Below are 23,077 nucleotides of genomic sequence, written 5' to 3'. Positions count from 1 at the left end.
CAAACAGGCGTTATTTTGCGCGGACTCTCGCTGGGAGGGGCAGAATCAATTAACCTCGCCTCGACGCCGCTTCTGCCCAATCGCGGTCCAGGGTGAGCAAGGCTCACCAATGCACTGAGGGCGGGAAAAACCCCTTCTCACGTGGTTGCCATACCTCTCTCACTCGACCCAAAATAGCGGCTCGGTAGGTTCTAAAACACCACCGAGCCGCAAACTTTTGACGCGCACGGCGAGGCCCGTGCGGTCGTCCGTCTCGACGGCGAGGCCGGAGACGGTGGCGGGCCCCACGGCGGGCTCGAAGCGCTCGCGCGGCAGGCGGGTGAGGAAGCGGTTGATCGGCTCGTCGGTCTCCATGCCCAGCACGGAATTGTAGTCCCCGCACATGCCGGCATCCGACATGTAGGCCGTGCCGCCGTTCAGGATGCGCTCGTCGCTGGTCGGCGTATGCGTGTGGGTGCCGACGACGACGCTGACGCGGCCGTCGACGAAATGGCCGAGGGCCTGCTTTTCGCTCGTCGCTTCGGCGTGGAAGTCGATCAGGATGGCGTCGGCGCCGGATTTGAGGCCGCAGGCGGTGATCTCGCGGTCGATGGCGCGGAACGGGCAGTCGGTCTCGGTCATGAAAACGCGGCCCATGGCGTTGATGACGAGCACGTCGGCGCCATTGCGCGCCTTGAGGAGCGCGGCGCCGCGGCCGGGCGTGCCGGGGGGGAAATTGATCGGCCGGATGAGGCGGTCCTGGCGCTGGATGTAGACCAGCGTGTCCTTCTGGTCGAAGGCGTGGTTGCCGAGGGTGACGGCGTCGGCCCCGGCGTCGATCAGCTCAAGGTGGATGCTCTCGGTGATGCCGAAGCCGCCGGCGGCGTTCTCGCCATTGATGACGAGGAAGTCGAGATTGTAGCGCTTGCGCAGGCGGGGGATCGCCTCGATGGCGGCCTTGCGGCCCGCGCGGCCGACGATGTCGCCAAGGAAAAGCAGGCGCATCAGGCCGTTCCGCGCTTGAAGATGGTCTCGATCATTCGTGTCCTTTGGCCGGGCATTTCGTCGGGCCCGACGGCGTCAGAACCCAGTCGAGCGGTTCGTCATAGTCCGCGCGGGGGACGGCGTCGACTCTCTGCTCGTCGAAGGCGATGCCGATCGAGACAATGGGCTTCAGGGCGCGCAGCCGCGCCAGCGTGCGGTCGTAGAAGCCGCCGCCGTAGCCGAGACGGTAGCCGGCGAGATCGAACGCGAGCAGGGGGCCCAGCACGATGTCGGGATCGAGGACGTCGGCCGAAGGAAGCGGTTCGCGGATGCCCCAGGTCGTTTCGGCCAGCGCATCGCCCGGCCACCAGGCGCGAAACACCAGCGGCTTTCCCTTGCCCTCCATGACGGGGAGGCAGAGCCGATAGCCTTCGTTCCGAAGCCGCTCCATCAAGGGTGTGGCGTCGATCTCTTCGCCGATCGACAGAAATCCGGAGACGATCAGCGGCGGGGGGCGCCCCGCAAAGGCGATGCCGTGGGCCGCGATATCGCGGGAGGCGCCGGCGCCGTGAGCTTCGAACGCCGCCTGCCTCGCCGCCTTGGCCGCCCGGCGCATCTCTTTTTTGAGGTCGTCGATAGCTGTCAACGGAACGGCTTTACCTGCAGAACGGGCGCTTGCGGAACGTCAGACGCTGACAATATCCGGCGCGAAAGAAAGTGCCGCGGTGGCCGTTGGAACGGTTGATCTCGCCGGGTCCCTACAAATGTAAGGTGGGCGCCATGTGTCCGGGACCACGGTCCCGGCCAGGGACAGCTCCCATGCGGATCTTATAGGCCCTGGAGATAATTTGTTCCTGACGAACCCCGCAGCACGGCTAACATAAGCGCTCGGGCAGGAAAAAGCGAGGGCTCAACCGGGCTTATCGACGACGCCGTTAAGGGACTCGATGACCCAGTCGATCCGGCGCGCAACGACGGACCGGCTTTCCTCGAGGGCGGCAATGCGCTGCTTGGCGGCTTCGAGTTCGGACTTCAGCGCGTCGCGCTCCTTCTCGACGGCCTTGAGCCGCGCGTCCGGCCGCTCCGGCAGTCCGGCTACCGAGGGCGACGGCTCTTTGACGCGTCCCGAGGGACGTTTCGCCTTCTCTCTCGTCCGCTGGGCCATTGGTTGAATTGCATCCTCCTTGCGGACGTGTCGTGGGGTATGAGCGCACAATATGTAATCTCATCTTGCAGCGCAAGAAATCAGCCGAACGGAACGAAACAAAACAAGGAATACCTGTGGGGTTAGGGCCTTGCGGGGCCTCTGCTGCGTCAGGGTGTGGCCGGAGGGAGGATTGACAGGGGATGGCGCGCTCAACTTAATGGCGCCGCTCCGTGGCTACGGTTCTTGCTTCCCGGCCGCCGATCCAAAGAAAAATCCCATCCTTTACTCGTCTGGAGGACGTTTATGGCAGTCAAGGTCGCGATCAACGGATTTGGCCGCATCGGCCGCAACGTACTGCGCGCGATCTACGAGTCGGGCCGCACGGACATTGAGGTCGTGGCGATCAACGATCTCGGGCCGGTCGAGACGAACGCGCATCTGTTGCGCTTCGACAGCGTGCATGGACGTTTTCCGGGCGAAGTGACCGTGCGCGGCGACACCATCGATCTCGGACGTGGCCCGATCAAGGTGACGGCCGTCAAGAATCCGGCCGAGTTGCCGCACAAGGAGCTCGGCGTCGAGATCGCGCTCGAGTGCACGGGCATCTTCACGAGCAAGGAGAAGGCGTCGGCCCATCTCACGGCGGGCGCCAAGCGCGTGCTCGTCTCGGCTCCGGCCGACAATGCCGACCTGACGGTGGTCTACGGCGTCAACCACGACAAGCTGACGAAGGATCACCTGGTGGTCTCGAACGCTTCGTGCACGACCAACTGCCTGGCGCCGGTCGCCAAGGTGCTGCACGATCTGGTCGGCATCGAAAAGGGCTTCATGACGACCATTCACAGCTACACGGGCGACCAGCCGACGCTCGATACGATGCACAAGGATCTCTATCGCGGCCGCGCCGCGGCACTGTCGATGATCCCGACCTCGACGGGTGCTGCCAAGGCGGTCGGTCTCGTGCTGCCGGAACTCAACGGCAAGCTCGACGGCTCCGCCATCCGCGTGCCGACGCCGAACGTCTCCGTTGTCGACCTCAAGTTCGTCGCCAAGCACGAAACGACGAAGGACGAGATCAACGCCGCGATCAAGGCCGCCTCCGAGCAGCAGCTCAAGGGCATTCTCGGCGTCACGGATCAGGCGAACGTGTCGATCGACTTCAATCACGACGCCCGTTCGTCGATCTTCCACCTCGACCAGACGAAGGTGATGGACGGCACGCTGGTGCGCGTTCTCTCCTGGTACGACAACGAGTGGGGCTTCTCGAACCGCATGGCCGACACGGCCGTCGCGATGGGCAAGCTGATCTAGTCGAACGTCACTTTGAAAGTCACATCGGGTCGCGCTTCATGGAAGCGCGGCCCGATTGCTTTTGCGCATCGGGCTTTGCGACCGACCGCGCGGCCTCGCATGCCCGCGTGGGAGCCGAAGCCTTTCGGGAGCTAGCGGGGGATAGACGGCGGCTGAGGCGGGGCGTTCGCTGCGGTTTCGGTTCCCTCCAACATCATCGTTTCCGGCGTGGGCACGAAGTATGGCGCGCGATTCTTGAACGCCTCGAACGTTCCCTGATCAATCCCGGGCTCCGGCTCTTCCACCGGTTGCTGCGGTGCTGTCACGAGCGGTTGGGAGTCCTGCGGCGGTGCGACGGGCGGGTCAGGGGCGCGCGCGACAGTCTCCGGAGGCGCGGCCGGCCCGGCCGGTGCGGCAGATGACGCGGCCTCCGGTGGGGGTGTGGTAGCGGCGAATTCCTCGGGCGGCGCCTTGGCGACCTGTTTCGCCGCCGACCTCGCGGTCGAGCGCGGCGCTGCTTTCTTGGCCTTGGCCGCCGCGACCTTCGTCTTCTGCTGCGTAGCGCCCGCCTTCGGCAGGACGCCATCGTCGATCAACGCGCTGACGCAAGAGTTTGACAGCTTCGCGCGATTGGCACGCATGCACGCGTGGCATCCGGCCGACCCGGCGATGTGCTTCGAGCAATACGCATAGTAGTCGCTAGAGCAGCTCAATTGCGTATTCCAGCTGAGGGCTGTCGCCGGAATGTTCGATGCACACAGCATCGCGGACGCGAAGAATAAGGCCTTGCTACGCATGCTGTCCTCAATACTGGTCGTCGCAACGGCACCGTACGCAACAACAAGGCGGCAATCGGGAAGCGCGCGAACAAGGACGTCTGGTCACATGTCACTGGATGCTGCGGCACACTGGTGTGCAATGGACGCAACTGCCGTCTTTGCGAGCGCGGCTGAATATGCTCAGCGATGCTGGAATAAATTGGATGTCTCCCAGCGGGTTGTGGGCCGATCTTTCGACACATTCCGCGAACTACTTTTGGGGCAGTAGCTGCGTTCCGGAAGAGGTCCCGTTCATGGGCAATACGCTTTCGATCCCTCGCCAGGCGGCCATCGAAGGCGCCATCCGCTTTCCGGGGAGCGTCGTGGTCGACGGCACGATCGTCGGCGATGTGAGCTGCACCGAGATCCTGATTACCGAGCGGGGCGCCGTCGAAGGGACGGTCGCTGCCGAGACGGTGACGATCATGGGCGAAGCGTCGGGCGCCATCTATGCCGATCACGTCACGCTCAAGACCGCGTGCCTCGTCACAGCCGACATTTTCCATAGCGGGCTCTCTCTCGAGAACGGTTGCTTCTTCGAGGGCAAATCGCGGCGCGTGGCCCAGCCCCGCAATCTCGCAAACCGCGTCACGACGGAGGCGGCAGGAGCCGATCGGCTCATCCGATAGAGGAGGTGCGCCATGGTTCATGCGCAAAACCACTGGGCGGAGACCGTGTATGACACGCGGCCCAGCGATTTCAGCTTCAATGTCGTGCCGGATGAGCGTGTCGGTGCCGGCGTGCCGCGCGCATCTGCGTCTCGGGTCGCCATTCGGTTCGTGATTGCGGTTGCACTGAGTGCGGCCTGGGCCGCCGCCGTGACCACCGCGGATCTCAAGAGCGTTCTTTCCACGGCGGAGCCCGCCGTCGCGGCGGTCATCGAGAAGGCGCGGGGACTTGCCGCGCGCGTTCACGCGGCGGGCACGCAGCCGGAGGCGGTTGCGGGGAGTCCATCGGACTTGGCGTCGGGTCCGTTGTCCGGCGAAGCGGTCAGCCAGATGCCGCCCGTTCTTTCCGCTCTGCCGATGCAGGAGGACACAAGCGGGCCTACCGCGGACCCGGGAGCCGCCGCGTCCGAGCCGGCTGGCACGGATTACACGGACACCGCGGTCGCGGCTGAGGAGCCCGCAGAGAAAAAGGAGCGACGGACGCAGGCGGCCTCAGCCGGCCTTAGCCCCGATCTCCCGAACGTGCTCCTTTCACGGCTCAGCAAAGAGGATTTCAAGAACGCGGCCTATGCCATCAAGACGGCGATCGCAAAGACCGCGGACGATGCAAAGTTCGTTTGGCCGCTGGCGCCGTCCCGGAATCAAGCGAAATTCGAGGTTCATTTTGTTGCTGGCGCCGAGTCGGGCTGCCGCAGATACGTCGTGACAGTGACGAAGGACCGCTGGTCGTCGACATCGGCGGCGCTGGAGAGATGCGGAGCAACCATGGCACGCGCGAGCTAGCCACGACGCCCGTTCGTCGATCTTCCACCTCGACCAGACGAAGGTGATGGACGGTACGCTGGTGCGCGTTCTCTCGTGGTATGACACCGAGTGGGGCTTCTCGACCCGCATGGCCGGCACAGCCGTTGCGATAGGCAAGCTGATCTAGGCGGGCGCGATTCAGAAACTTTGGCGGTTGGCTCAGCCTTGGCGATCAGGCTGAGCCAACGCTTGTCCGGTTGTGACCCAAGGCGGACAAATCCCTTCGCCTCAACCGGCCGGGTATGCCAACATCATCCGGTCCGTGACCCTCGCGGCAAGGTTTGATCCATGCTCCAGGCTTGGCTGTCGATCGGTTTCATCGTCCTTCTCGCCATTCTCCTGCTCGCTTTCGTCCTATGGCGCAGGGACAATCACGTCCTGGCCGTCGCCGCGCTCGTGGTGGGCGTCCCGCTCTGGTTTGCATGGGAGTACGCGCGTCCGACGTGGACGACGGGCGTCATAACCGGAACCGAAGTGCGCCGCAGCGATCCCGATGTCCGCGGCAACACGGCCGACGTCCAATACATCTACATGCGCAACCGGTCCGACCGGGGGCTCGAGCTGACCAACGACGACTCCTGGTGGTGGCTGAAGCGGAACAGCGAGCGCGTCTTCAACGACGCCAAGACCGCCGACACGCGCAAAACCGAGATGACGGTCGTGTGGAACCGGTGGCGCGCCACGCTCTTCAGCTGGTATCCCAACGTAATCGCCATCGGCACGGCCGGGTCCTGGCCGTTCTGGTCGCTGCGCGTCATCGGCTTCTACGGCCTCTCGATGGTCCTCTGGCTCGCGTATTTCTACGCCTTCTTCTGGCTGAACCGGTCGCGCGCGCCGGAGGCCTGACGGCTGGTTTGCAACGTCATCAACGAGGTTCGCTCCATGCGCATTGTTTCCGTTGTCCTGATTCTTGCCGGGCTCCTTTGCAGCAGCGCATCTGCAGCACCGACGGCGTGCGGGCTCGTCTCCGCCGCCGACATGAGCACTGTTCTCGGCAGCGCGGTGGACGCTGTGGCTGACGACCGGGGCGGGCAGACCAAGTGCACGTATGAAACCGCAGGCGGCGAACTCGGCGCACCCTACGCCGAGGTGCAACTGAACTGGGGCGACGGCGTCGCCGGCATGAAGGGAGCCGGAGCCATGGAGTCGGAACTCGCACCTGTCATGGGTGAACTTAAGGGCCTAGGCGACCAAGCCACATCGGTGGGCCCGATGATCCTGATCCGAAGAGGCGAGGATCTGATCACTCTGGTGATCTCCGGCGTACCCGACGGCACGGCTGCCGCCAAGAGCATCTACGGTCTGCTCAACGCGCGGCTCCCCAAGGCGGCGGCACCCTAGCCGGCTGCTGGGCGCATCGCACTTGCGTGAGGGGAACGTCTCCTGTTGGCCCTTACGACCAAGTAGCCAATCGGCGGCCGGCGGCGTGCGGCGCCTACCAAATCCACTCGGATTGCACCTGCTTGGTGCGGCCGCTCTTACGCTTCGTGTCAGGTGGCGGGCTCGGCTGATTGAAGAAGCTGAAGAAGCCGCCGCCGTCAAAAGTCGTCGGGGCGGGTGGACGAGGCGGCGTCGGCCGGCGCGTCTTGAAGCCGCCCTGTGGCTGGTTGCTCAATACCGCAACGAACTCGGTTCGATAGTTGGTTTCTTTGCTCAATGGCTCGTCGGAAACGATGATCGAGGATCGCGGCAGCGCGGTTGGCGCGATGCGATCAAGCACTTCGGTCGGGATGCTGATGCGATCGAGCGCATTCTGGGCGTCGTCGCCGTTGTCGATCGAGACCGCGGACCAACGAAGCCCCGACCCTTCGGACGCCATTGCCGTGAACACATGCGTACCGATCGGCGTGTCGGGATCGCGGATCGTGACCGGAACCTCGATGGTCGCATCGTAGACCTCGCCTCCGTCCGGCCAAGGGTCACGCGTGTTCCGCCGCACATAGAGCTTTTGTGTCGCGCGGCTGATGTAGATCGAGACGGGCTCGAGCGCGAGCTTCGCCTCCGCCGCATTTTTGGCGGTCTCGGGTTTTCTGTCCGCGGCGTCCTTGGCGGCAACTTTTTCTCGATCAGCGGCATCGAGCTTTGACGTCGCATCGGCTTTGGCAGTTTCGAGTTTCGCTGCCGCTTCGGTGGCCTTGGCGGCGGCCTTGAGCTGCTGTTCCTCGGCACGCGTCTTGGCTTGGTCGGTCTTTGCGGCGGCGACAGCCTTTTCGGCGCGCGTGAGTGCGGCGTCGGCCGCGGACTTGAGGTCTTCCAACTTGCGGAGCGCCGCCTTGGACGATGCCGCCTCGCGCGCCGCTTTCGCGGCAGACTTCTTCGAAGCGTCGGCGGCTTTGGCAGCCTCGGCTGCTTCGAGCGCGAGCCTCTCGGCACGCTCCGGAGCAGCAGCAACGGCCTCCGCGTTCGGCACCAGCAGCGCCGGGTGAGAAAACGCGACGGGTGTTGCGTCTTCGTACGGCGAAATAATCACGCGCATACCAATACGCGTCGTGTCGAACAGCTTCTCCGCAAAGCCGAATGGCATCCGCACGCAGCCGTGGGAGGCGGCATACCCAGGCAGCGGGCCGCCATGCAGTGCGATCCCATTCCAGGTGAGCCGCTGCATGTGCGGCATGCGGGCATCGTCATAGAGGTTCGAGCGGTGGTCGGCGTTCTTCTGGAGAATAGCGAAAACGCCGGCTGGCGTTTCGCGTCCCTTCGTGCCAGTCGAAACCGGCGCCTTTAGAATCCAACCGTCGGCATCATAGAACGTGACCTGCTGGGACTTGATCGACACGACGGCCATGATCGGTTCGCCGGCATCGCGCGGCGCCGCCTCCTCGGTGGAGCGGGCGGACTGTTTTGCGCTGGCATCGGCGCTCAGCGCCGTCAGTGCGGCAAGGGCCGCAATCGCTGCGATGACGGGACGTCTCAAATGCCGATCGGTCAATTGTGTCATGTTGTTCGATCAATCTGCTAAGAAATGGTCCTCGTTGATGCCAGTCCTCGACGGCACCAATCAAGTTTCGCGTAGCAAAATTAAGGCTAGCTTAGCGGACGACGGCTTTCGATGTGCTCTTTGGGACACTCGCTTCATCCCCAAGCGGGCGGGCGCTGTTCTGTTCTCTGATGTTTTTCTGCATTCGACCCGGCACCAACGCGGAGCTACGCGCTCGAACCGGTTGATGCCGGTCATTGGCCCGAAGCGGACATGGCTCGAAGCGGACGTGCGTTAAGCCCGAACGGAGCGCCACTTTCCGCCTTATCCAGAATGAGATACATTGCTGCGCTATTCGATCAGCCGAAGAGGATGATCGCTATGCACACGAACCCTCTCGCACCGCGGCGAGACGTCGTCCCGAGGAGGACGCAACGCTCGAGGACCTGCGGCCGCGTCGTTCTGGCGGGCGTAGCGGCGCTCGCTTGCGTCGCAGCATTGGACCCAATCCGGGACGTTCGGGCCCAGGGTTCGGGTTCCGCCTCGGCGAGCGGCGCCGTCACGTTGTTCGAGAACGTTCGGATCTTCGACGGCAAGGGCGCGACGCTCTCGACGCCCTCCAATGTGCTGATCCGGGGCAACATCATCGAGCGCATCTCCACGCAGCCGATCCCGGTCGACCGCCGGGCGGACACGCGCATCATCGCCGGCGGCGGACGCACGCTGATGCCGGGCCTGATCGACGCGCATTGGCACGCGGCGCTGATCCGAGTCACGCCGGCGCAGGCGTTCGGCGACGTCAGCTACACCAGTCTCTTGGCCGGCGCCGAAGCGACAGACACTCTGATGCGCGGCTTCACCACCGTTCGCGACGTGGGCGGGCCGGTGTTCGGTCTCAAGCGCGCCATCGACGAGGGCGTCGTCAAGGGCCCGCGCATTTATCCGTCCGGCGCCGTCATCACCGTCACGAGCGGGCACGGCGACTTCCGCGATCTCACCGATCTGCCGCGGACGCTCGGCGGCAAGCTCACCCGCATGGAACAGCTCGGCGGGAGCATGGTCGCGGACAGCCCTGACGAAGTTCGCCTGCGCACCCGCGAGCAGCTCATGCAGGGGGCCTCCCAGGTCAAGTTGACGGCGGGCGGCGGGGTGTCATCGCCATTCAGTCCGATCGACGTGACGACCTTCACGGAGGCCGAACTTCGTGCCGCGGTTGAAGCGGCCGAGAATTGGGGCACTTACGTCACCGTGCATGCCTTTACGCCGGCTGCGATCCAACGGGCCATTGCGGTTGGCGTGAAGTGCATCGAGCACGGCATGCTGATGGACGAAGCAACCGCCAAGCTGATCGCCGACAAGGGCATCTGGCTCAGCATGCAGCCGCTCCCCGAGGACCTGAGGCTGGGATTTCCCGAAGGTTCGATCCAGCGGACCAAGGCGGATGAGGTCTGGCCCGGCATAGCCAGGACCTACGAGTTCGCGAAGAAGTACAAGATCAAGACGGCGTGGGGCACCGATGTGCTGTTCTCGGCCGCGCTGGCGAAGCAGCAGGGAGCAATTCTGGCCTCGCTGACCCGCTGGTACACCCCCGCCGAAGCGCTGGTCATGGCGACATCGACAAATGCCGAATTGCTGGCGTTGTCGGGCAAGCGCAATCCCTATCCGGGCAAGCTCGGTGTCGTGGAACAGGGTGCGCTCGCGGATTTGCTGCTCGTCGAAGGCAATCCCCTAGACAACATCGACCTGATCGCCGATGCCGCCAACAACTTCAAAATCATCATGAAAGACGGCACGATCTACAAGAATACATTGACCGAGTGAGTCCCAATTGCGCCCCCTTTTCGGATCGCTGTCCCGGGCCCTTGGCTGGGTTATCGCGGGAGTAAAGTTTCTCTGCCAGGCGTTGCTCATCGCGTGGGCCGCGCTGGCCATCCACTATTCCAATCTACCGTGGGCGGTGCTGCGTTCGGCGCTGGCGATCGCTTTCGCGGCGTTTGCGATCTGGGCGCTCTGGCTGTCGCGTCCGAGGCGGACGATCGCCTTCACCGTGCTTTTTCTCGGTGTGGCCGCGTGGTGGATATCCATTGCCCCCTCGCACGATCGGGAGTGGCGACCGGAAGTCGCGGTAATGCCGCGAACTTTCATCGACGGCGACCGCGTGCGCATCACTGGCGTACGAAACTTCGACTACCGCAGCCGGGACGATTTCACGGTGCGGTATGAGGAGCGCGAGGTACTACTGTCTCACCTCAGCGGCATCGATTTCTACGTATCCTATTGGGCTGAAGGGCTGGTCGGACACACATTCCTGAGCTTCATTTTCGACAACGCGCCGCCGCTGAACATCTCCATCGAAACGCGGCCGGAGGTGGGCGAGGGCTTTAACCCGATTGCCTCTCTCTTCAAACAATTCGAATTGATTTATGTGGTGGGTGACGAGCGCGACCTCGTTGGCCTGCGCGTCAATCACCGCCAGGAGACGGTTTACCTCTACCGCCTCAACACGACAGCCGACGATGCGCGCCGGCTGCTGATGATCTACTTGCAGCGGATCAATGAGCTGGCCGATCGGCCGGAATTTTATCACCTGTTGAGCAACAGCTGCACGATCAACATCATACGCTATGCGAACGCCGCGGGGCGCGCAGGACGCTTCGACATCCGCCATCTCTTCAACGGACTGATCGACAGCTACCTCTATCACTCGGGCCGTATCGACACGACGTTGCCGTTTGACGAATTGCGGCGACGTTCCCTGATCAATGCGGCCGTGCAAGCAGCCGATGGCGCACCCGATTTCTCCGACCGCATTCGCGCGTCTCTGCCAACGATCCCTCACTGACGCCGAGCAGCTGTTCATTTACCCGACGTCCGGAATTGGCCCTAAGCGGGCCCGACGCGTCGGCGCGGTCCGCTCCTTTGTCGCTAAACAACCCTGCTGCGTTCGACGTGCTGCGCAAGCTTGTCGAGCGTCTGATAACCGAATTCGACCGCGCCGAATCCGATGCCCGCGTCGCGCTGGGACTTCGTCGGATGCAACTGCCGCAAAGTGATGACGGTTTTGCCGTCGCTCTGCTCATCGAACGTGACGGTGGTGCGGAATAGGCCAGGATCGTTGTCTTTGTCGGCGCCATGATCGAACTCGATCAGGTGCGGCGGCTCAATGCGCCGGAAGTGCATCCGATTTGTGTATCCCTTTCCGTCGGGCGCGATCATATCGAACCGCCATTCGCCGCCGACGCGAAGATCCATCGACTTTGTCTCGACCGTGAAACCGGCCGGACCGAACCATTGGGGGAGATGGCGCGGATCAGCCCAGGCGGAGAAAACCAACTCCCGTGGCGCGTTGATCACGCGCGAGAGGACGATCTCCCGATCGAGCGCCCAAGTGGCCAGGGGTGTTTCATGGGGCGTTTCATTTTGACCTGCGTTTGCGGGCATTGGACTTCTCCTCTTTTTTCAGTTTCTCAACGTACATTTCCAGTCGATCCAGTCGTTGCTCCCAGATCTCTCTTTGCGCCGCCAACCAATCCTCGATGGTTGCGAGAGCTTCCGTCTGCAGTGAGCACATCCTGACGCGCCCGGTCTTCTCGGACGCGACGAGGCCGCAGCTCTCCAGAATGCGGATGTGTTTCATCAGGCTCGGCAGCGCCATTTCGAACGGCTTTGCCAGCTCTCCGACGGATGCCTCGCCTTTGCAGAGGCGCATGACGATCGCGCGACGGGTTGCGTCGGACAGGGCCCCGAAAACGTGGTCGAGTTGGGTTGATTGGTTAGCCATGTAGCTAACTATAATCGTGACGCAAAATCGCGTCAAGGAATGTTAGCCAGACGGCTAACTAAAAGTAGTGAGTGCAACGTCAGCGCAGGATCGTCGGGTGTTTGCGTGATTAGGCAGGCACGTACGTCAACCGGATTACGTCCTCGCCAAGCAGATCGCTGGCCACGAAACGGAGCGGCGGCCGGGGGCCGGCGAAGAACGGTGTGCCGCGACCCAGCACGAAGGGGTGGAGGTAGAGCCGATACTCATCGATCAGGCCGAGGTCGGTCAGGCTTCGCGCCAAGTCTGGCCCTGACACTGCAATCTCGCCTGTGTGCTGAGCCCTCAGCTCGCGCATCGCCGCCTCGAGGTCATTTTCGACAAGCGTGGCGTTGGGGCCGACCGACTTCAACGAACGCGACACGACCCACTTCGGCTGGCGCCGCCACGCCGCCGCGAACTCGCGTCGCTCCGCGTCCCACTCAGGATGGTCTTCGTCCCAATACCGCATGGTCTCGTACATGCGGCGGCCGTACACACTGCCGGTCAGGCCGCGCACCTGCTCGATCCAGTGGCGGAAGAGCACGGGGCCTGTGTGCATTTCCTGGTGGTCGACGTAGCCGTCCAGGGACTGGTTCATTCCAAAGACGAGCTTTGCCATGCTGCGAAATCTCCATCCTACGTTCTTTAGAATAGCTTGAGTTCACGCGACGCAGAAGTGAGTTTGGGACCAACAACGTGTTTCGCCGCGGATGCGAAGTGGGCATCCGAAGCGGCTAACAAAAAAGCCGGCGAATCGCCGGCCTGTCGAAAAATATAATTGAGCACTTCTACGAAATAATCATTGGCCCGTTCAAAGCGGTTGTCCCGACTCGCGAGCAACTATACGTCTCATGGCCATGAGAAAAATCGCCCTCGCCTACGTCTTGTTGTCTGTTCCGGCCGCCGCAGAACCGATAACCGTCAGTGTCGAGTTCAATCGACCCCCGTACGAACAATCATGGGGAACGCTTTTCAAACTCAAATCGCCAGACGGCCGATTTGTGTGCGCCGCGGGCTTCGTCAACGCCGTCCAGACCCGCTATCAGACGAATGCCAACGATCTAGAATTCTGGTGTCGGGACACCAGCAAGCCGTTGGTGCTGTCGTGGGAGAAGCTGCCTAAGCCGCATCCGAAACTGTCCCAAGCCTACATCGCCAACTACGCCGGGACGCTGGTTGACGCGACGTCCTACCAAGCATGGACCGAAGATGGTTGGAAACCTCTGGGCAGCATATTACCCGACTTCGAAAACGGCTCGACACTGTTTTGGCAGCGGTTCGGAGGCGGGACATTCCTTCACATGAAGTCCGGTATTTGCGACGGACGGTCACTGTCGGCGGGCGGGCGGCATCTTGGGGCGTTCCCAAAGGACGCCCCGCCGACATACGTTTTCGCTGCGGGTGACCGCCTCGTCGCAGCCATGAACGATACAATAGCGACGTCCACACTTGAAGATCGGCCCGACTGCGAGTTGATTCCGTTCGCCACTACTGCGTCCAATGCCGGTCGATCCTACGGTGGGATCGCGATGGGTGAAGATGTGGTGATCGGAGGCTCATCGCGCGAGGGAAACGCTCCTTTGTATATCCTGTCGAAGGACGGGGCGAAAACCGTCCACCATGACCAAACAACCCCGCGGATTGCCAACGAGCACTACACTTACACATTTTTTGCGAACGAACTTCTCGTTGGCTTGTACCCGTCCGGTGGCGTAGCCGCGATCTCGCCAGACGGCGGCTACCGCTACACCGAAACTTATGCGCCGCCCCTTGAAGACGACTGGAAAGCGCCGGACGGGATGCTCTATCGCGAAATGCAGGCGGCGGTGGTGTCCTATGGAACGCTATTCGGCGGGCTTTATCCTTGGGGGGAAGTCACCCGTTTCGACACATACGGCGAAACCAGCACGCGAGATCGCCTCGTAAGCCATCCTGCGAGAACCGGACGCTTGCCCTACATCACAGAGTCCCATGCGATCATGCAGCACTTTCCGAAGCACACGGAAGCGGCGTGGGCGCAGCGAGTGCCAACGATTGCCGTCTTCGACGGTAGAGTTTGCTCGTCTATTGGGTCAATGCGCGGTGCTATCTACGATCCGTCCCGGCAGGGCTTCATGACGGCGGACCAAGCAGCCGATTACGGTTCGGTCTTCTGCGCCCGTCTAGAGCATCAGCTTCTGTATTCCGGAGAGCTACCGGAGCGTGGCACATTCACATTTACGATTGGTGACAACCTGACGGTCGCCCTCGACGGTCGTGTGATCGCCTCGACGCTATCTCCGATTGACGCGAGCACGCTACTTTCCGACGCGACGCCAACGTTCGGAACCGGCTCTTACGGGCCAGGCCGCTCGCTCCGTTAATTCATGCGCCTACGCCAACGCGACCGTAGCCAGGTTGCTCCGTTATAGAGCGCCGAATGCGACGAGGTAGAAGGCTGCGCCGTCGAAGGCGACTCACACCACTGGTTCTGAGTGAGTGGCAGCCCTCACGGGATAGCCGGCGCCGGTCGGCGGCAGTCGCCAACAGGATCAGGTTTCGCTATTTGTGGAGCGGTCTCACTACCGAAAGGGCCGGTTTCATGACTTCGCGTCCGTTTCTCTGTCTCGCATTCGCCGCCCTCATCATTGCCTACTCCGGCGACGCGCCTGCGCAAGACAGGCCGCCATGCGTAAAATCGACCGACGCGGTCGCGGGCGAGCTGCGCAAGGTTACGACGCGGCGGCCAACGACGCGCGAGCTCGTCACCAATTGGCACATCGTGTCTCCGGAGCTGCTGTGCATCGAGACCGATGCGGGCGAAGCGAACGGGATTACCGATATCGAAGTGGTGTTTTCGAAATCTGTCGATCTCAAGAAGCTTGACGACTTGCTCGGCATGTCCGTCGGCGTGAAAGGCAAGATCGTCGATGCGCGAGACGACGGCGATACCGGCATTGTCGTCGTGCTCGACGCGGAGCTTTACGACGACCTCAACGACTCCGGGATGGTCCGGAGGAAATAACGCTCACGGCGCCGCTCTTTGTGCCTCCAGCGTCCGCTCATGGCCCATCGGTGCGTTGTGCGTCTTGACCGTTGTGACGAGCGGCCTGCAGGCCAGTCGACGGAGGACATTCCATCCGGGCCACTCAGTAGGGGCTGTTTACGGACGAACCGCCGCATTAAGCATCTGCATCGCTGGCATGCTGGGACCGGGGATGCTAGCGTTTTAGGAGGGGGGATGTTTTCGTTTCGGAGACGTCAGATGCATCTGAAGCACCTCCTCTTGATGTCGATCGCTGTGGTGGGGCTGCAGGGTCAGGAGGCGAAGGCGCAGACGCCGACGCCTTCCGTATTGCCTGCCCCTATTCAGGCCTTCAAAGGCACCATCGGCCAGCGCGCTCAGGATTCGAAGCCCTCCTTTCCCACACCTCCGACGGCTCCCAAGGGCGCACCGAACGTGCTTTTGGTGATGCTGGACGATGTCGGGTTCGCAGCGTCGCAGACTTTTGGTGGCGCCATCAATACGCCGACCCTCGAAGGGCTAGCCCAGCAGGGCCTGCGCTATAATCGCTTCCATACGACCGCCATGTGCTCGCCCACGCGCGCGGCGCTTCTGACCGGCCGAAATCACCATTCGGTGCATACCGGCCAGATCATGGAGATGGCTACAGGGTTTCCCGGATACGACACCCTCGTCGGCAAGGACACCGCGGGCATCGGTGAGGTGCTGAGGCAGAACGGTTGGAACACGGCTTGGTTTGGCAAGAACCACAATGTTCCAGACTGGGAGACCAGCCAGGCCGGCCCCTTCGACCGTTGGCCTGTCGGACTGGGCTTCGAGCAGTTCTACGGGTTCATCGGTGGCGATATGAATCAGTGGCGGCCCCTGGTGTTCGAAGGGACCACCCCGATCGAACCCTATGTCGGCAAGCCAGATTACAATCTCGACTACGATCTGGCCGATCAGGCCATCAAATACATCCAGACACAGCACTCTGCGGCACCTGATAAGCCGTTCTTCGTCTACTACGTGCCCGGCGCCACCCATGCGCCCCACCATCCACGTCAAGAGTGGGTGGACAAGTATAAGGGCAAGTTCGACATGGGCTGGGACGCCCTACGCGAGCAGACCCTCGCCCGCCAAAAGCAGCTCGGGATCGTGCCTGCAGATACGGCGTTGACGGCTCGCTCAGAGGGAATTCCGGCGTGGGATTCCCTCGACGCCGATCAAAAGCGGCTATCGATCCGTATGATGGAGATTTACGCCGGATACCTCGAACAGACCGACCACAACGTCGGTCGCGTCCTAAAGACGATCAATGATCTCGGGATGACCGACAACACGCTGGTTATCTACATCGTCGGCGACAATGGTGCGTCTGCCGAGGGGCAGATTGAGGGCGCCGTGAACCTCGAAGGCGCGATGAATGGCGTTGTCCAAACGACACCGCAGATGATCGCCAACATCAACGACCTAGGCACATGGAAAGCCTATAACCATTTCCCGGTCGGGTGGGCGCACGCGCTGGACACCCCTTTCCAGTGGACGAAGCAGATCGCCTCCCATCTTGGCGGAACTCGCAACGGCATGGTGGTGTCCTGGCCCGCCCGGATCAAGGACAATGGCGGCCTGCGGTCGCAATGGCATCATGTCATCGACATCCTGCCGACCGTGCTTGAGGGCGTTGGTGTGCCGCAACCGACGATGGTCAACGGTGTGAAGCAAAGGCCGATCGAGGGCGTCAGCATGGCCTACACGTTCGCCAGCGCCAGCGCGCCGTCGACGCACCGGACGCAGTATTTCGAGCTGTTCGGAAATCGCGCGATCTATCACGACGGCTGGATGGCCTCGACGACCCCCGCCGGTCCGCCATGGTCATCGAGCATCCCAAAGCTCGATGTCATCACCGGCTACAAGTGGGAGCTCTACAATCTCGACCAGGACTTCAGCCAGTCCAAGGATCTGGCGGCATCACAGCCCCAGAAGCTCGGAGAGATGCAGGCCTTGTTCTACTCTGAGGCGGCCAAATACCGAGTGCTGCCGTTGGACAACGATCGAGTGATGCGGCTGAACCCGGCAAATCGGCCGAGCCTCAGCGAGGGCAGAACCTCGTACACGTACTATGCTGGGGCAAAGCGAATTCCGGAAGGTGTCGCCCCCGACATCAAGAACCGGTCTTGGGCCCTCACCAGCAAGATCGATGTGAAGGAAGGCCAAACCGATGGCATGATCGCCACGCTTGGCGGGCTCTTCGACGGCTGGGCGCTCTACCTCAACAAGGGCAAACCCGTCTTCCACTACAACTTCGCCAAGGTCGCCCATTACGAAGTCGCCAGTGCCGAGGCTCTGACCCCGGGTAAACACATTGTCCTGCTAGACTTCAAGTACGATGGCGGCGGGATGGGCAAGGGTGGTGTTGCGACCTTGTTCGTCGATAGCCAGCAGGTTGCTCAAGGCAGGATCGAGCACACGGTCGCAGTCCGTTACACGATGAGCGTTGAGACATTCGATGTGGGAGAAGACACGGGGACGCCAGTCAACCTCAGCTACGATGTCCCGTTCAAATTCGCCGGCACAATCGAAAGTGTCACGATTGATCTGAAATAGGTCGTAACCCCCGGGGACGTTTACTCGGGCGCTTAGACAACCGGAACGTTCAATTCGGACTGGGCTTCCGCAGGATCTTGTCCATCGCTTTTCCGCGCGCGAGCTCGTCGATCAATTTGTCCAAGTACCGGAATTCGCGCGTCATCGGCTCTTCGATATCTTCCACCCGGATACCGCAAACCACGCCCTTGATCGCGGTTCGCGCGGGATTGATCGCGGGGGCTTGGGCAAAAAACGTTTCAAAGTCGGTCCGCTTTTCGATCTGCGCGTCCAGCGCCTTCTGGCTGTAGCCCGTCAACCAGGAGATGATCTGGTCGACTTCCGCTTTTGTCCGTCCCTTTTTCTCCGCCTTCGCAACGTAGTGCGGATAAACGCTTGCGAAGCTCGTCGTGTAGATCCGGTGCTTTGCCATGTGCGGTATAGCTCCGTGAGGAACGTCCTGGTTCGACGGCGCTAGCGCCAGTAGATGCCGAGGGCGATCAGGACGGCGCCGATCAGCAGCATCACGATCGCAATCAAATTGAAAACCTTGGCGGCGAAATGTCCGATGACGGTGCCTGCCGTCCGCTTCGCCTTGCCGGTGAGGGACGCCTCGCGCGCAATCTCGTTGTATTTTTCCTCGAGAGCGGTCGGGGTCTCGGCGGTGCGCTTGCCGCGCGCGACCTGCCAGGCACTGTCGAAGGCCGCGCCCGCGAGGTCGTAGCGCGAGACGCGCCACATAATGAGCACGCCGAGCAGGGCCAGGCCCGCGCCCCAGATCATCATCCACTCGTTGGCGCCGAGTTCAGTTGGAAACGTCATGGTGGTGCCCCCCGATGCGTCGGGCGCCCTTTGCGGGCGGCCCGGTTGTTTCTAAGCGGTGCCGGCATGTGAACCGGCCGGTAGGATTAACGGCACGTTGGTTACGGATTTTCCCGAGGCGGCGCAACCGATCGTGTACAATTGCGGACGATCCACTCCGCTTACATCATCGGGAGATCGACCATGCAAGCCTCGCCCTATGCCGCCCCTCCAGGCAGTGTCAGAATGCGTCCCATCCTCGACGACCTGGCCCGCAACTGGTGGCTGATCCTGTTGCGCGGCGTGCTCGCCGTCATCTTTGGCGTGCTGACGTTCGTCTGGCCCGGGATCACGCTCGTCACGCTCGTGATCCTTTATGGCGCCTTCGCCTTCGTGGATGGCGTGCTGGCGATCGCCGCCGCGATCCGGGGCGGGTTTCCTGCGCCACGCTGGTGGCTGGCGCTGGTCGGCGTGTTCGGCATCGCGGCCGGCGTTCTGACGGTGGTGTGGCCGCAGATCACGGCGCTCGTGTTGCTCCTCTTCATCGCCGCCTGGGCCATTGCGACGGGCGTGATGCAGATCATCGGCGCGATCAAGATGCGCAACGAGATCGAGGGCGAATGGCTGCTGATCGCGAGCGGCGTGCTGTCCGTAATCTTCGGCCTCATGATCATCGCTTGGCCGGGCGCGGGCGCGCTGGCCATGGTGCTCGTGATCGGGTCGTTCGCGATCCTGTACGGCATTCTGATGATCGGGTTCAGCCTGAGGCTGCGCAAGCATGCCGAGGTGCGGATCTAAGCGGCGGCTGTGGAGTTGGCGACTGTTCCCGCTCCCCGCAAGCGGTGAGGGGCAGCGATATGTGCTGTGCCACTACCATTCCGCAACCCGACATCTCGAACGAGAACCTGCCCCTCATCCTAACCTTCTCCCCATAAGCATGGGGAGAAGGGACCGGTCGCACTTATGCTTCCGATCCAATCTTGCAATGCAACGAGGCATTCACCTCCCGACCCCAAAAAAGGCCTCCTCTTCCCGTCCCGACAGAGAGCACTGCCGTTTCGGGGAGAACGCGACCTGTCCCCTCTCCCGTTCTTACGTCCATGCGGAGCATGGCTCCGCCATGACGAGAGGGCTAGGGTGGGGGGCAGAAGCGGGTAAGGGGCAGCCACGTCGACAGTCGATTCCGCAGGCAGCTTCACAAGTCCCCACGAAAGCAGCGCATGTCGTTCTCCGCGACGACTTGGGAGCTTCTCCCCATAGTCATGGGGAGAAGGGACCTGGCTGCGTTCGCGACGACGAATCAGCATTGCCCGTGATATGCGAACAGCATGCGGGGAGAGACTCAGGTTCGCATCATCGGCATCGATCCGGGGCTCAGGCGCACCGGGTGGGGCGTCATCGAAACCGATGGCGTGCGGCTCAGCTATGTCTCGTCGGGGGTCATCACCTCGACCTCGGACGAGGATCTCGCCTACCGGCTGCGCGAGCTGTTTGAAGGGCTGATGGCGGTGATCGCGGCGTCCGACGCGCGCGAGGCGGCCGTCGAAGAGACGTTCGTCAACGAGAACCCGCGGTCCACGCTCAAGCTCGGGCAGGCGCGCGGCATGGCGCTGCTGGCGCCCGCCATGCGGGGGCTGCGTGTATCCGAGTACACGCCTAATCTGATCAAGAAATCGGTCGTGGGCGCGGGGCACGCGGACAAGAAGCAGATCCAGGCGATGATCGGCTTCCTGCTGCCGAAGGCGCGCTTCGACTCGGCCGACGAGGCGGATGCGCTGGCCATCGCCATCTGCCACGCCAACCATCGCGGCGCGGCGGCGCTGGCGCGGCGTCTTCTCGCCAAGGAAGAGGCACTCAGATGATCGGTCAGCTTAAAGGCATCGTGGACGCCATCGGAGAGGCCCACGCCATCATCGACGTCGGCGGTGTCGGCTACGAGGTGCAACTCTCGTCGCGCACGCTGCGCAACCTCAAGCACGGCGAGACGGTCGTGCTGACCATCGACACGCACGTGCGCGAGGACGCCATCCGCCTCTATGGTTTCCAGAGCGAGGTCGAGCGCAGCTGGTTCCGCACGCTGCAAGGCGTGCAGGGCGTCGGGTCCAAAGTGGCGCTGGGCGTGCTCGGCGTGCTGTCGACGAACGATCTCGCTAACGCCATTGCGCTCGGCAACTGGGCGGCGGTGGAGCAGGCGCAGGGCGTCGGCAAGAAACTCGCGCAGCGTATCGTGACGGAGCTCAAGGACAAGGCGCCGGGGCTCTCTGTCGCGGGGCTCAATCAGCCGTCCGGGGAGACCGCAGGCGGAGACGCGTCTGGCGTTCCGGCGGCGGGACTGGCGGCCGCGGAAGCGATCTCGGCCTTGACCAACCTCGGCTACAATCCGTCCCAGGCGGCAGCAGCCGTCGCCGTGGCGATGAAAGAGCTTGGAGTGGATGCCGACACCGCCAAGCTCATCCGGCGCGGGCTCAAGGAACTGGCGCGGTAGGGTGGCGTGCGGGCAGGCTCAATCAAACGCATTGAACAGGGTGGCGGCTAGCTGTCTGGAAAGCGCTTGTGACCCGAAGCGGACAATCACGGGATTTCTCTGATCAGGTGAGAGAACGGTCAATTTCTCCCGGAACATGAACCAGCAAGGACAGATTTTTCTCGTTGCGCCGACGAAAGCAGCGGCGTGGCTTCACTGCGGGCTGGCACCTTCAATAGCCCTGCGAATGTCATGCACGACTTGCTCTTCCCAACTTACGGTATTTTCGCTTGCGGCACGCCAGCTGCTTGGTGATCCCTGCGAAAACCCAAGCTCAATGTAAAATGGTGTGGTTGGTAGCCTACCCTCCACATATGTGCGCTCAGCAATCTGATCCCTTTCGGAACCTTCCAAGCGCATGTGCACAACATCGAGCAACCGCGCAGGCCAATGAGGTACACGGCCCGTGTACTCCCTTACTTTCAGTCGTCGTGGCGTGATTGTTAGGCTCGCACTTGATGGCACACTCGCAGGTTCAGATGTAAAGCAGTAGCTAATCGGCTTACCACGTGTCCCGCCCGAGGGCGTCCGCTCGGTGAGCGAGCAGTCTCGATCCTTCAAACGGTGAACTTCGGTTTCTGCACCGTTGGTGATGTAGACTGCTTCGACAGGTGCCAAGTGCAAGAGCCTCTGACAAAGCTTAACGCAGGAAGTCGAATGAAAAAACAACTTGTCGGCCTGAATAATAACGTCCGATCAGATCTTAACGGGTAGAACACCCGCATCGTCACGCTGGTATGAACTGACCACTCTATCGAATGAGAAACGAGCGAACTCGGGCAGACCGTAAGCGACAGCCGCAACACATGTGGCACTGATCGGCAAGGCCCATTTCAGGTTCCTGGTAAGATCATATGCAAGCAGGCCTGGACCGATCGCCACCAAATACGTGAAAATCGTCGGCAAGAACAAGACGGGCAGAACAAGCGCCATCAAACCGAGAAAGGCCACGCCCGGAAAGAGCAGGAGGAAGGTTAGAATGCCCGCAATGACAACACTCGCTACATACCACTTCATAAATTCCTAACCATGCGGTTTTCTGCCGGAACATGCAGCCTGCAATTTCTCAGTTGCTTTCCCCTTAACTTTTTTTCGTCGTTTGTTGATGGCCGGCACCAAAAGCGGACCTTTTTCGCGTTTGGGCGTTCTCATTAGGTAAGCGATGTGCAAACTGTTTTCGTTTCCGGTGTGGCTGGTGCTGTCGCTGATCTGGACCGGCATCGGCCGTCGCGGCGGCGATGAAAGAGCTTGGAGTGGATGCCGACACCGCTCAATTGATCCGGCGCGGGCTCAAGGAGCTGGCGCGGTAGGGTTCGGGCGTTCGGACCGTAGGTGCCTCATCCTGGGCACCTTATGTCGGCCGCATGGGCACAAGCCGACCATGTCGGCAGGCTGCGATGCAAACGCTTTCGACCAAGTGCCGACATCTGCCAATTGAGCCCGGCACGTCGGCTTGCGAGCCAGAAGCGGACGACGGCTGCCTGCGGACCGACTGCAGACGAAACTGATTGCTGATCGCGATATCCAGTTCTGGCCTTTTCGCGTTTGGTTCTCGTCGTCCGCGATCATGGGGAGTTCGCGGTTTCTGAAGGCGGCTTCAAGGGGCCCGCGCGAACCGGGCCGCCGAGACGCAGCGTCCCGGCGGCACGTCCACGCCGTCAAATTAGAAATTAAACCCGATGCCGGCGGTTGCCAGGTGATGGGACGTTTCGTCGAGGCGAACCGTCCAGGCACTGGTGGGAGCATGGGTGGGATACACGGTGGGCCCGAAAGT

Annotated in this window: 24 protein-coding genes, 1 other RNA gene and 1 pseudogene; 14 read left to right on the top strand and 12 right to left on the bottom strand. The window is 62.1% G+C overall.

Annotation, left to right across the window (positions count from 1 at the left end; all coding sequences use genetic code 11):
- Nucleotides 1-159: 159 nt before the first annotated feature.
- The 4 genes from ACTIFK_RS12275 to ACTIFK_RS12260 form a co-directional block, all read right to left on the bottom strand.
- Entirely contained in the window at nt 160-984 is an 825-nt protein-coding gene (locus ACTIFK_RS12275; RefSeq protein ID WP_439543360.1) for a TIGR00282 family metallophosphoesterase, read from the bottom strand.
- A 31-nt stretch (nt 985-1,015) separates the two neighbouring features.
- A complete protein-coding gene (locus ACTIFK_RS12270; RefSeq protein WP_439543359.1) occupies nt 1,016-1,609 on the bottom strand; it encodes a 5-formyltetrahydrofolate cyclo-ligase in 594 nt (197 codons plus the stop codon).
- A gap of 67 nt (nt 1,610-1,676) precedes the next feature.
- Nucleotides 1,677-1,839, bottom strand: a non-coding RNA gene (ssrS, locus tag ACTIFK_RS12265) — 6S RNA.
- Nucleotides 1,840-1,873: 34 nt separating this feature from the next.
- Nucleotides 1,874-2,128 carry a hypothetical protein gene (locus tag ACTIFK_RS12260; RefSeq protein ID WP_439543358.1) on the bottom strand — a complete coding sequence of 85 codons (255 nt, stop codon included), beginning with the start codon at nt 2,126-2,128 and terminating at the stop codon, nt 1,874-1,876.
- Nucleotides 2,129-2,413: 285 nt separating this feature from the next.
- On the opposite strand from ACTIFK_RS12260, the gene gap reads away from it, so the two are divergent.
- Entirely contained in the window at nt 2,414-3,421 is a 1,008-nt protein-coding gene (gene gap / locus ACTIFK_RS12255) for a type I glyceraldehyde-3-phosphate dehydrogenase (protein ID WP_439543357.1), read from the top strand.
- Nucleotides 3,422-3,552: 131 nt separating this feature from the next.
- Here the strand turns inward: gap and ACTIFK_RS12250 are convergent, their stop codons facing one another.
- Complete coding sequence (locus ACTIFK_RS12250; RefSeq protein ID WP_439543356.1) at nt 3,553-4,197, bottom strand: hypothetical protein; 645 nt, start codon at nt 4,195-4,197, stop codon at nt 3,553-3,555.
- Between the two features lie 275 nt (nt 4,198-4,472).
- On the opposite strand from ACTIFK_RS12250, the gene ACTIFK_RS12245 reads away from it, so the two are divergent.
- The 5 genes and pseudogenes from ACTIFK_RS12245 to ACTIFK_RS12225 all read left to right on the top strand — a co-directional run bounded on the left by ACTIFK_RS12245 (nt 4,473) and on the right by ACTIFK_RS12225 (nt 7,031).
- On the top strand, nt 4,473-4,847 hold the full coding sequence (locus ACTIFK_RS12245; protein WP_439543355.1) for a bactofilin family protein: 375 nt from the start codon (nt 4,473-4,475) through the stop codon (nt 4,845-4,847).
- A gap of 12 nt (nt 4,848-4,859) precedes the next feature.
- Complete coding sequence (locus ACTIFK_RS12240; RefSeq protein WP_439543354.1) at nt 4,860-5,669, top strand: hypothetical protein; 810 nt, start codon at nt 4,860-4,862, stop codon at nt 5,667-5,669.
- Nucleotides 5,668-5,817: pseudogene (locus ACTIFK_RS12235) on the top strand (erythrose-4-phosphate dehydrogenase); the annotation flags it as partial. The gene ACTIFK_RS12240 and the pseudogene ACTIFK_RS12235, both read left to right, overlap by 2 nt.
- Before the next feature lie 161 nt (nt 5,818-5,978).
- Nucleotides 5,979-6,536, top strand: a complete 558-nt coding sequence (locus ACTIFK_RS12230; RefSeq protein WP_439543353.1) for a DUF1523 family protein — start codon at nt 5,979-5,981, stop codon at nt 6,534-6,536.
- 36 nt (nt 6,537-6,572) lie between these two features.
- Nucleotides 6,573-7,031 (top strand): hypothetical protein, encoded by a 459-nt coding sequence (locus tag ACTIFK_RS12225; protein WP_439543352.1) that lies wholly within the window; start codon nt 6,573-6,575, stop codon nt 7,029-7,031.
- A gap of 94 nt (nt 7,032-7,125) precedes the next feature.
- Here ACTIFK_RS12225 and ACTIFK_RS12220 read toward each other — a convergent pair whose 3' ends face one another.
- Nucleotides 7,126-8,628 carry a L,D-transpeptidase gene (locus ACTIFK_RS12220; protein ID WP_439543351.1) on the bottom strand — a complete coding sequence of 501 codons (1,503 nt, stop codon included), beginning with the start codon at nt 8,626-8,628 and terminating at the stop codon, nt 7,126-7,128.
- 312 nt (nt 8,629-8,940) lie between these two features.
- On the opposite strand from ACTIFK_RS12220, the gene ACTIFK_RS12215 reads away from it, so the two are divergent.
- Nucleotides 8,941-10,428 carry an amidohydrolase family protein gene (locus tag ACTIFK_RS12215; RefSeq protein ID WP_439543350.1) on the top strand — a complete coding sequence of 496 codons (1,488 nt, stop codon included), beginning with the start codon at nt 8,941-8,943 and terminating at the stop codon, nt 10,426-10,428.
- Between the two features lie 7 nt (nt 10,429-10,435).
- Nucleotides 10,436-11,449, top strand: a complete 1,014-nt coding sequence (locus tag ACTIFK_RS12210; protein WP_439543349.1) for an Lnb N-terminal periplasmic domain-containing protein — start codon at nt 10,436-10,438, stop codon at nt 11,447-11,449.
- A gap of 83 nt (nt 11,450-11,532) precedes the next feature.
- On the opposite strand, the gene ACTIFK_RS12205 is transcribed toward ACTIFK_RS12210, so the two are convergent.
- The 3 genes from ACTIFK_RS12205 to ACTIFK_RS12195 all read right to left on the bottom strand — a co-directional run bounded on the left by ACTIFK_RS12205 (nt 11,533) and on the right by ACTIFK_RS12195 (nt 13,028).
- Nucleotides 11,533-12,048 (bottom strand): SRPBCC family protein, encoded by a 516-nt coding sequence (locus ACTIFK_RS12205; RefSeq protein WP_439543348.1) that lies wholly within the window; start codon nt 12,046-12,048, stop codon nt 11,533-11,535.
- Nucleotides 12,023-12,388, bottom strand: coding sequence for an ArsR/SmtB family transcription factor (locus ACTIFK_RS12200; protein ID WP_439543565.1), 366 nt, complete (start codon nt 12,386-12,388; stop codon nt 12,023-12,025). The genes ACTIFK_RS12205 and ACTIFK_RS12200 overlap by 26 nt, the downstream gene beginning before the upstream one ends.
- A gap of 109 nt (nt 12,389-12,497) precedes the next feature.
- Nucleotides 12,498-13,028: a dihydrofolate reductase family protein gene (locus tag ACTIFK_RS12195; RefSeq protein WP_439543347.1), complete on the bottom strand. Its 531-nt coding sequence runs from the start codon at nt 13,026-13,028 to the stop codon at nt 12,498-12,500.
- 232 nt (nt 13,029-13,260) lie between these two features.
- Between ACTIFK_RS12195 and ACTIFK_RS12190 the strand changes: the two genes are divergently transcribed.
- The 3 genes from ACTIFK_RS12190 to ACTIFK_RS12180 all read left to right on the top strand — a co-directional run bounded on the left by ACTIFK_RS12190 (nt 13,261) and on the right by ACTIFK_RS12180 (nt 17,999).
- On the top strand, nt 13,261-14,772 hold the full coding sequence (locus ACTIFK_RS12190; protein WP_439543346.1) for a hypothetical protein: 1,512 nt from the start codon (nt 13,261-13,263) through the stop codon (nt 14,770-14,772).
- 218 nt (nt 14,773-14,990) lie between these two features.
- Nucleotides 14,991-15,413, top strand: coding sequence for a hypothetical protein (locus tag ACTIFK_RS12185; protein ID WP_439543345.1), 423 nt, complete (start codon nt 14,991-14,993; stop codon nt 15,411-15,413).
- A gap of 240 nt (nt 15,414-15,653) precedes the next feature.
- Nucleotides 15,654-17,999: an arylsulfatase gene (locus ACTIFK_RS12180; RefSeq protein WP_439543344.1), complete on the top strand. Its 2,346-nt coding sequence runs from the start codon at nt 15,654-15,656 to the stop codon at nt 17,997-17,999.
- Nucleotides 18,000-18,048: 49 nt separating this feature from the next.
- Here ACTIFK_RS12180 and ACTIFK_RS12175 read toward each other — a convergent pair whose 3' ends face one another.
- On the bottom strand, nt 18,049-18,411 hold the full coding sequence (locus ACTIFK_RS12175; RefSeq protein WP_439543343.1) for a DUF2200 domain-containing protein: 363 nt from the start codon (nt 18,409-18,411) through the stop codon (nt 18,049-18,051).
- Nucleotides 18,412-18,452: 41 nt separating this feature from the next.
- Nucleotides 18,453-18,800 (bottom strand): hypothetical protein, encoded by a 348-nt coding sequence (locus ACTIFK_RS12170; protein ID WP_439543342.1) that lies wholly within the window; start codon nt 18,798-18,800, stop codon nt 18,453-18,455.
- Nucleotides 18,801-18,983: 183 nt separating this feature from the next.
- Between ACTIFK_RS12170 and ACTIFK_RS12165 the strand changes: the two genes are divergently transcribed.
- From ACTIFK_RS12165 to ruvA, 3 genes are all read left to right on the top strand, one after another.
- Nucleotides 18,984-19,577, top strand: a complete 594-nt coding sequence (locus tag ACTIFK_RS12165; RefSeq protein WP_439543341.1) for an HdeD family acid-resistance protein — start codon at nt 18,984-18,986, stop codon at nt 19,575-19,577.
- Between the two features lie 530 nt (nt 19,578-20,107).
- Nucleotides 20,108-20,641: a crossover junction endodeoxyribonuclease RuvC gene (gene ruvC, locus ACTIFK_RS12160; RefSeq protein ID WP_439543340.1), complete on the top strand. Its 534-nt coding sequence runs from the start codon at nt 20,108-20,110 to the stop codon at nt 20,639-20,641.
- Nucleotides 20,638-21,264, top strand: coding sequence for a Holliday junction branch migration protein RuvA (ruvA, locus tag ACTIFK_RS12155; RefSeq protein WP_439543339.1), 627 nt, complete (start codon nt 20,638-20,640; stop codon nt 21,262-21,264). The genes ruvC and ruvA overlap by 4 nt, the downstream gene beginning before the upstream one ends.
- A 735-nt stretch (nt 21,265-21,999) precedes the next feature.
- Here the strand turns inward: ruvA and ACTIFK_RS12150 are convergent.
- Nucleotides 22,000-22,320, bottom strand: coding sequence for a hypothetical protein (locus ACTIFK_RS12150; RefSeq protein WP_439543338.1), 321 nt, complete (start codon nt 22,318-22,320; stop codon nt 22,000-22,002).
- Nucleotides 22,321-23,077 lie beyond the last annotated feature (757 nt).

The organism is Hyphomicrobium sp., from assembly GCF_051860585.1.
GTDB lineage: Bacteria > Pseudomonadota > Alphaproteobacteria > Rhizobiales > Hyphomicrobiaceae > Hyphomicrobium_C.
The sequence above is the reverse complement of the archived record's forward strand: the minus strand, read 5'-3'. Positions and strand labels throughout refer to the sequence as shown.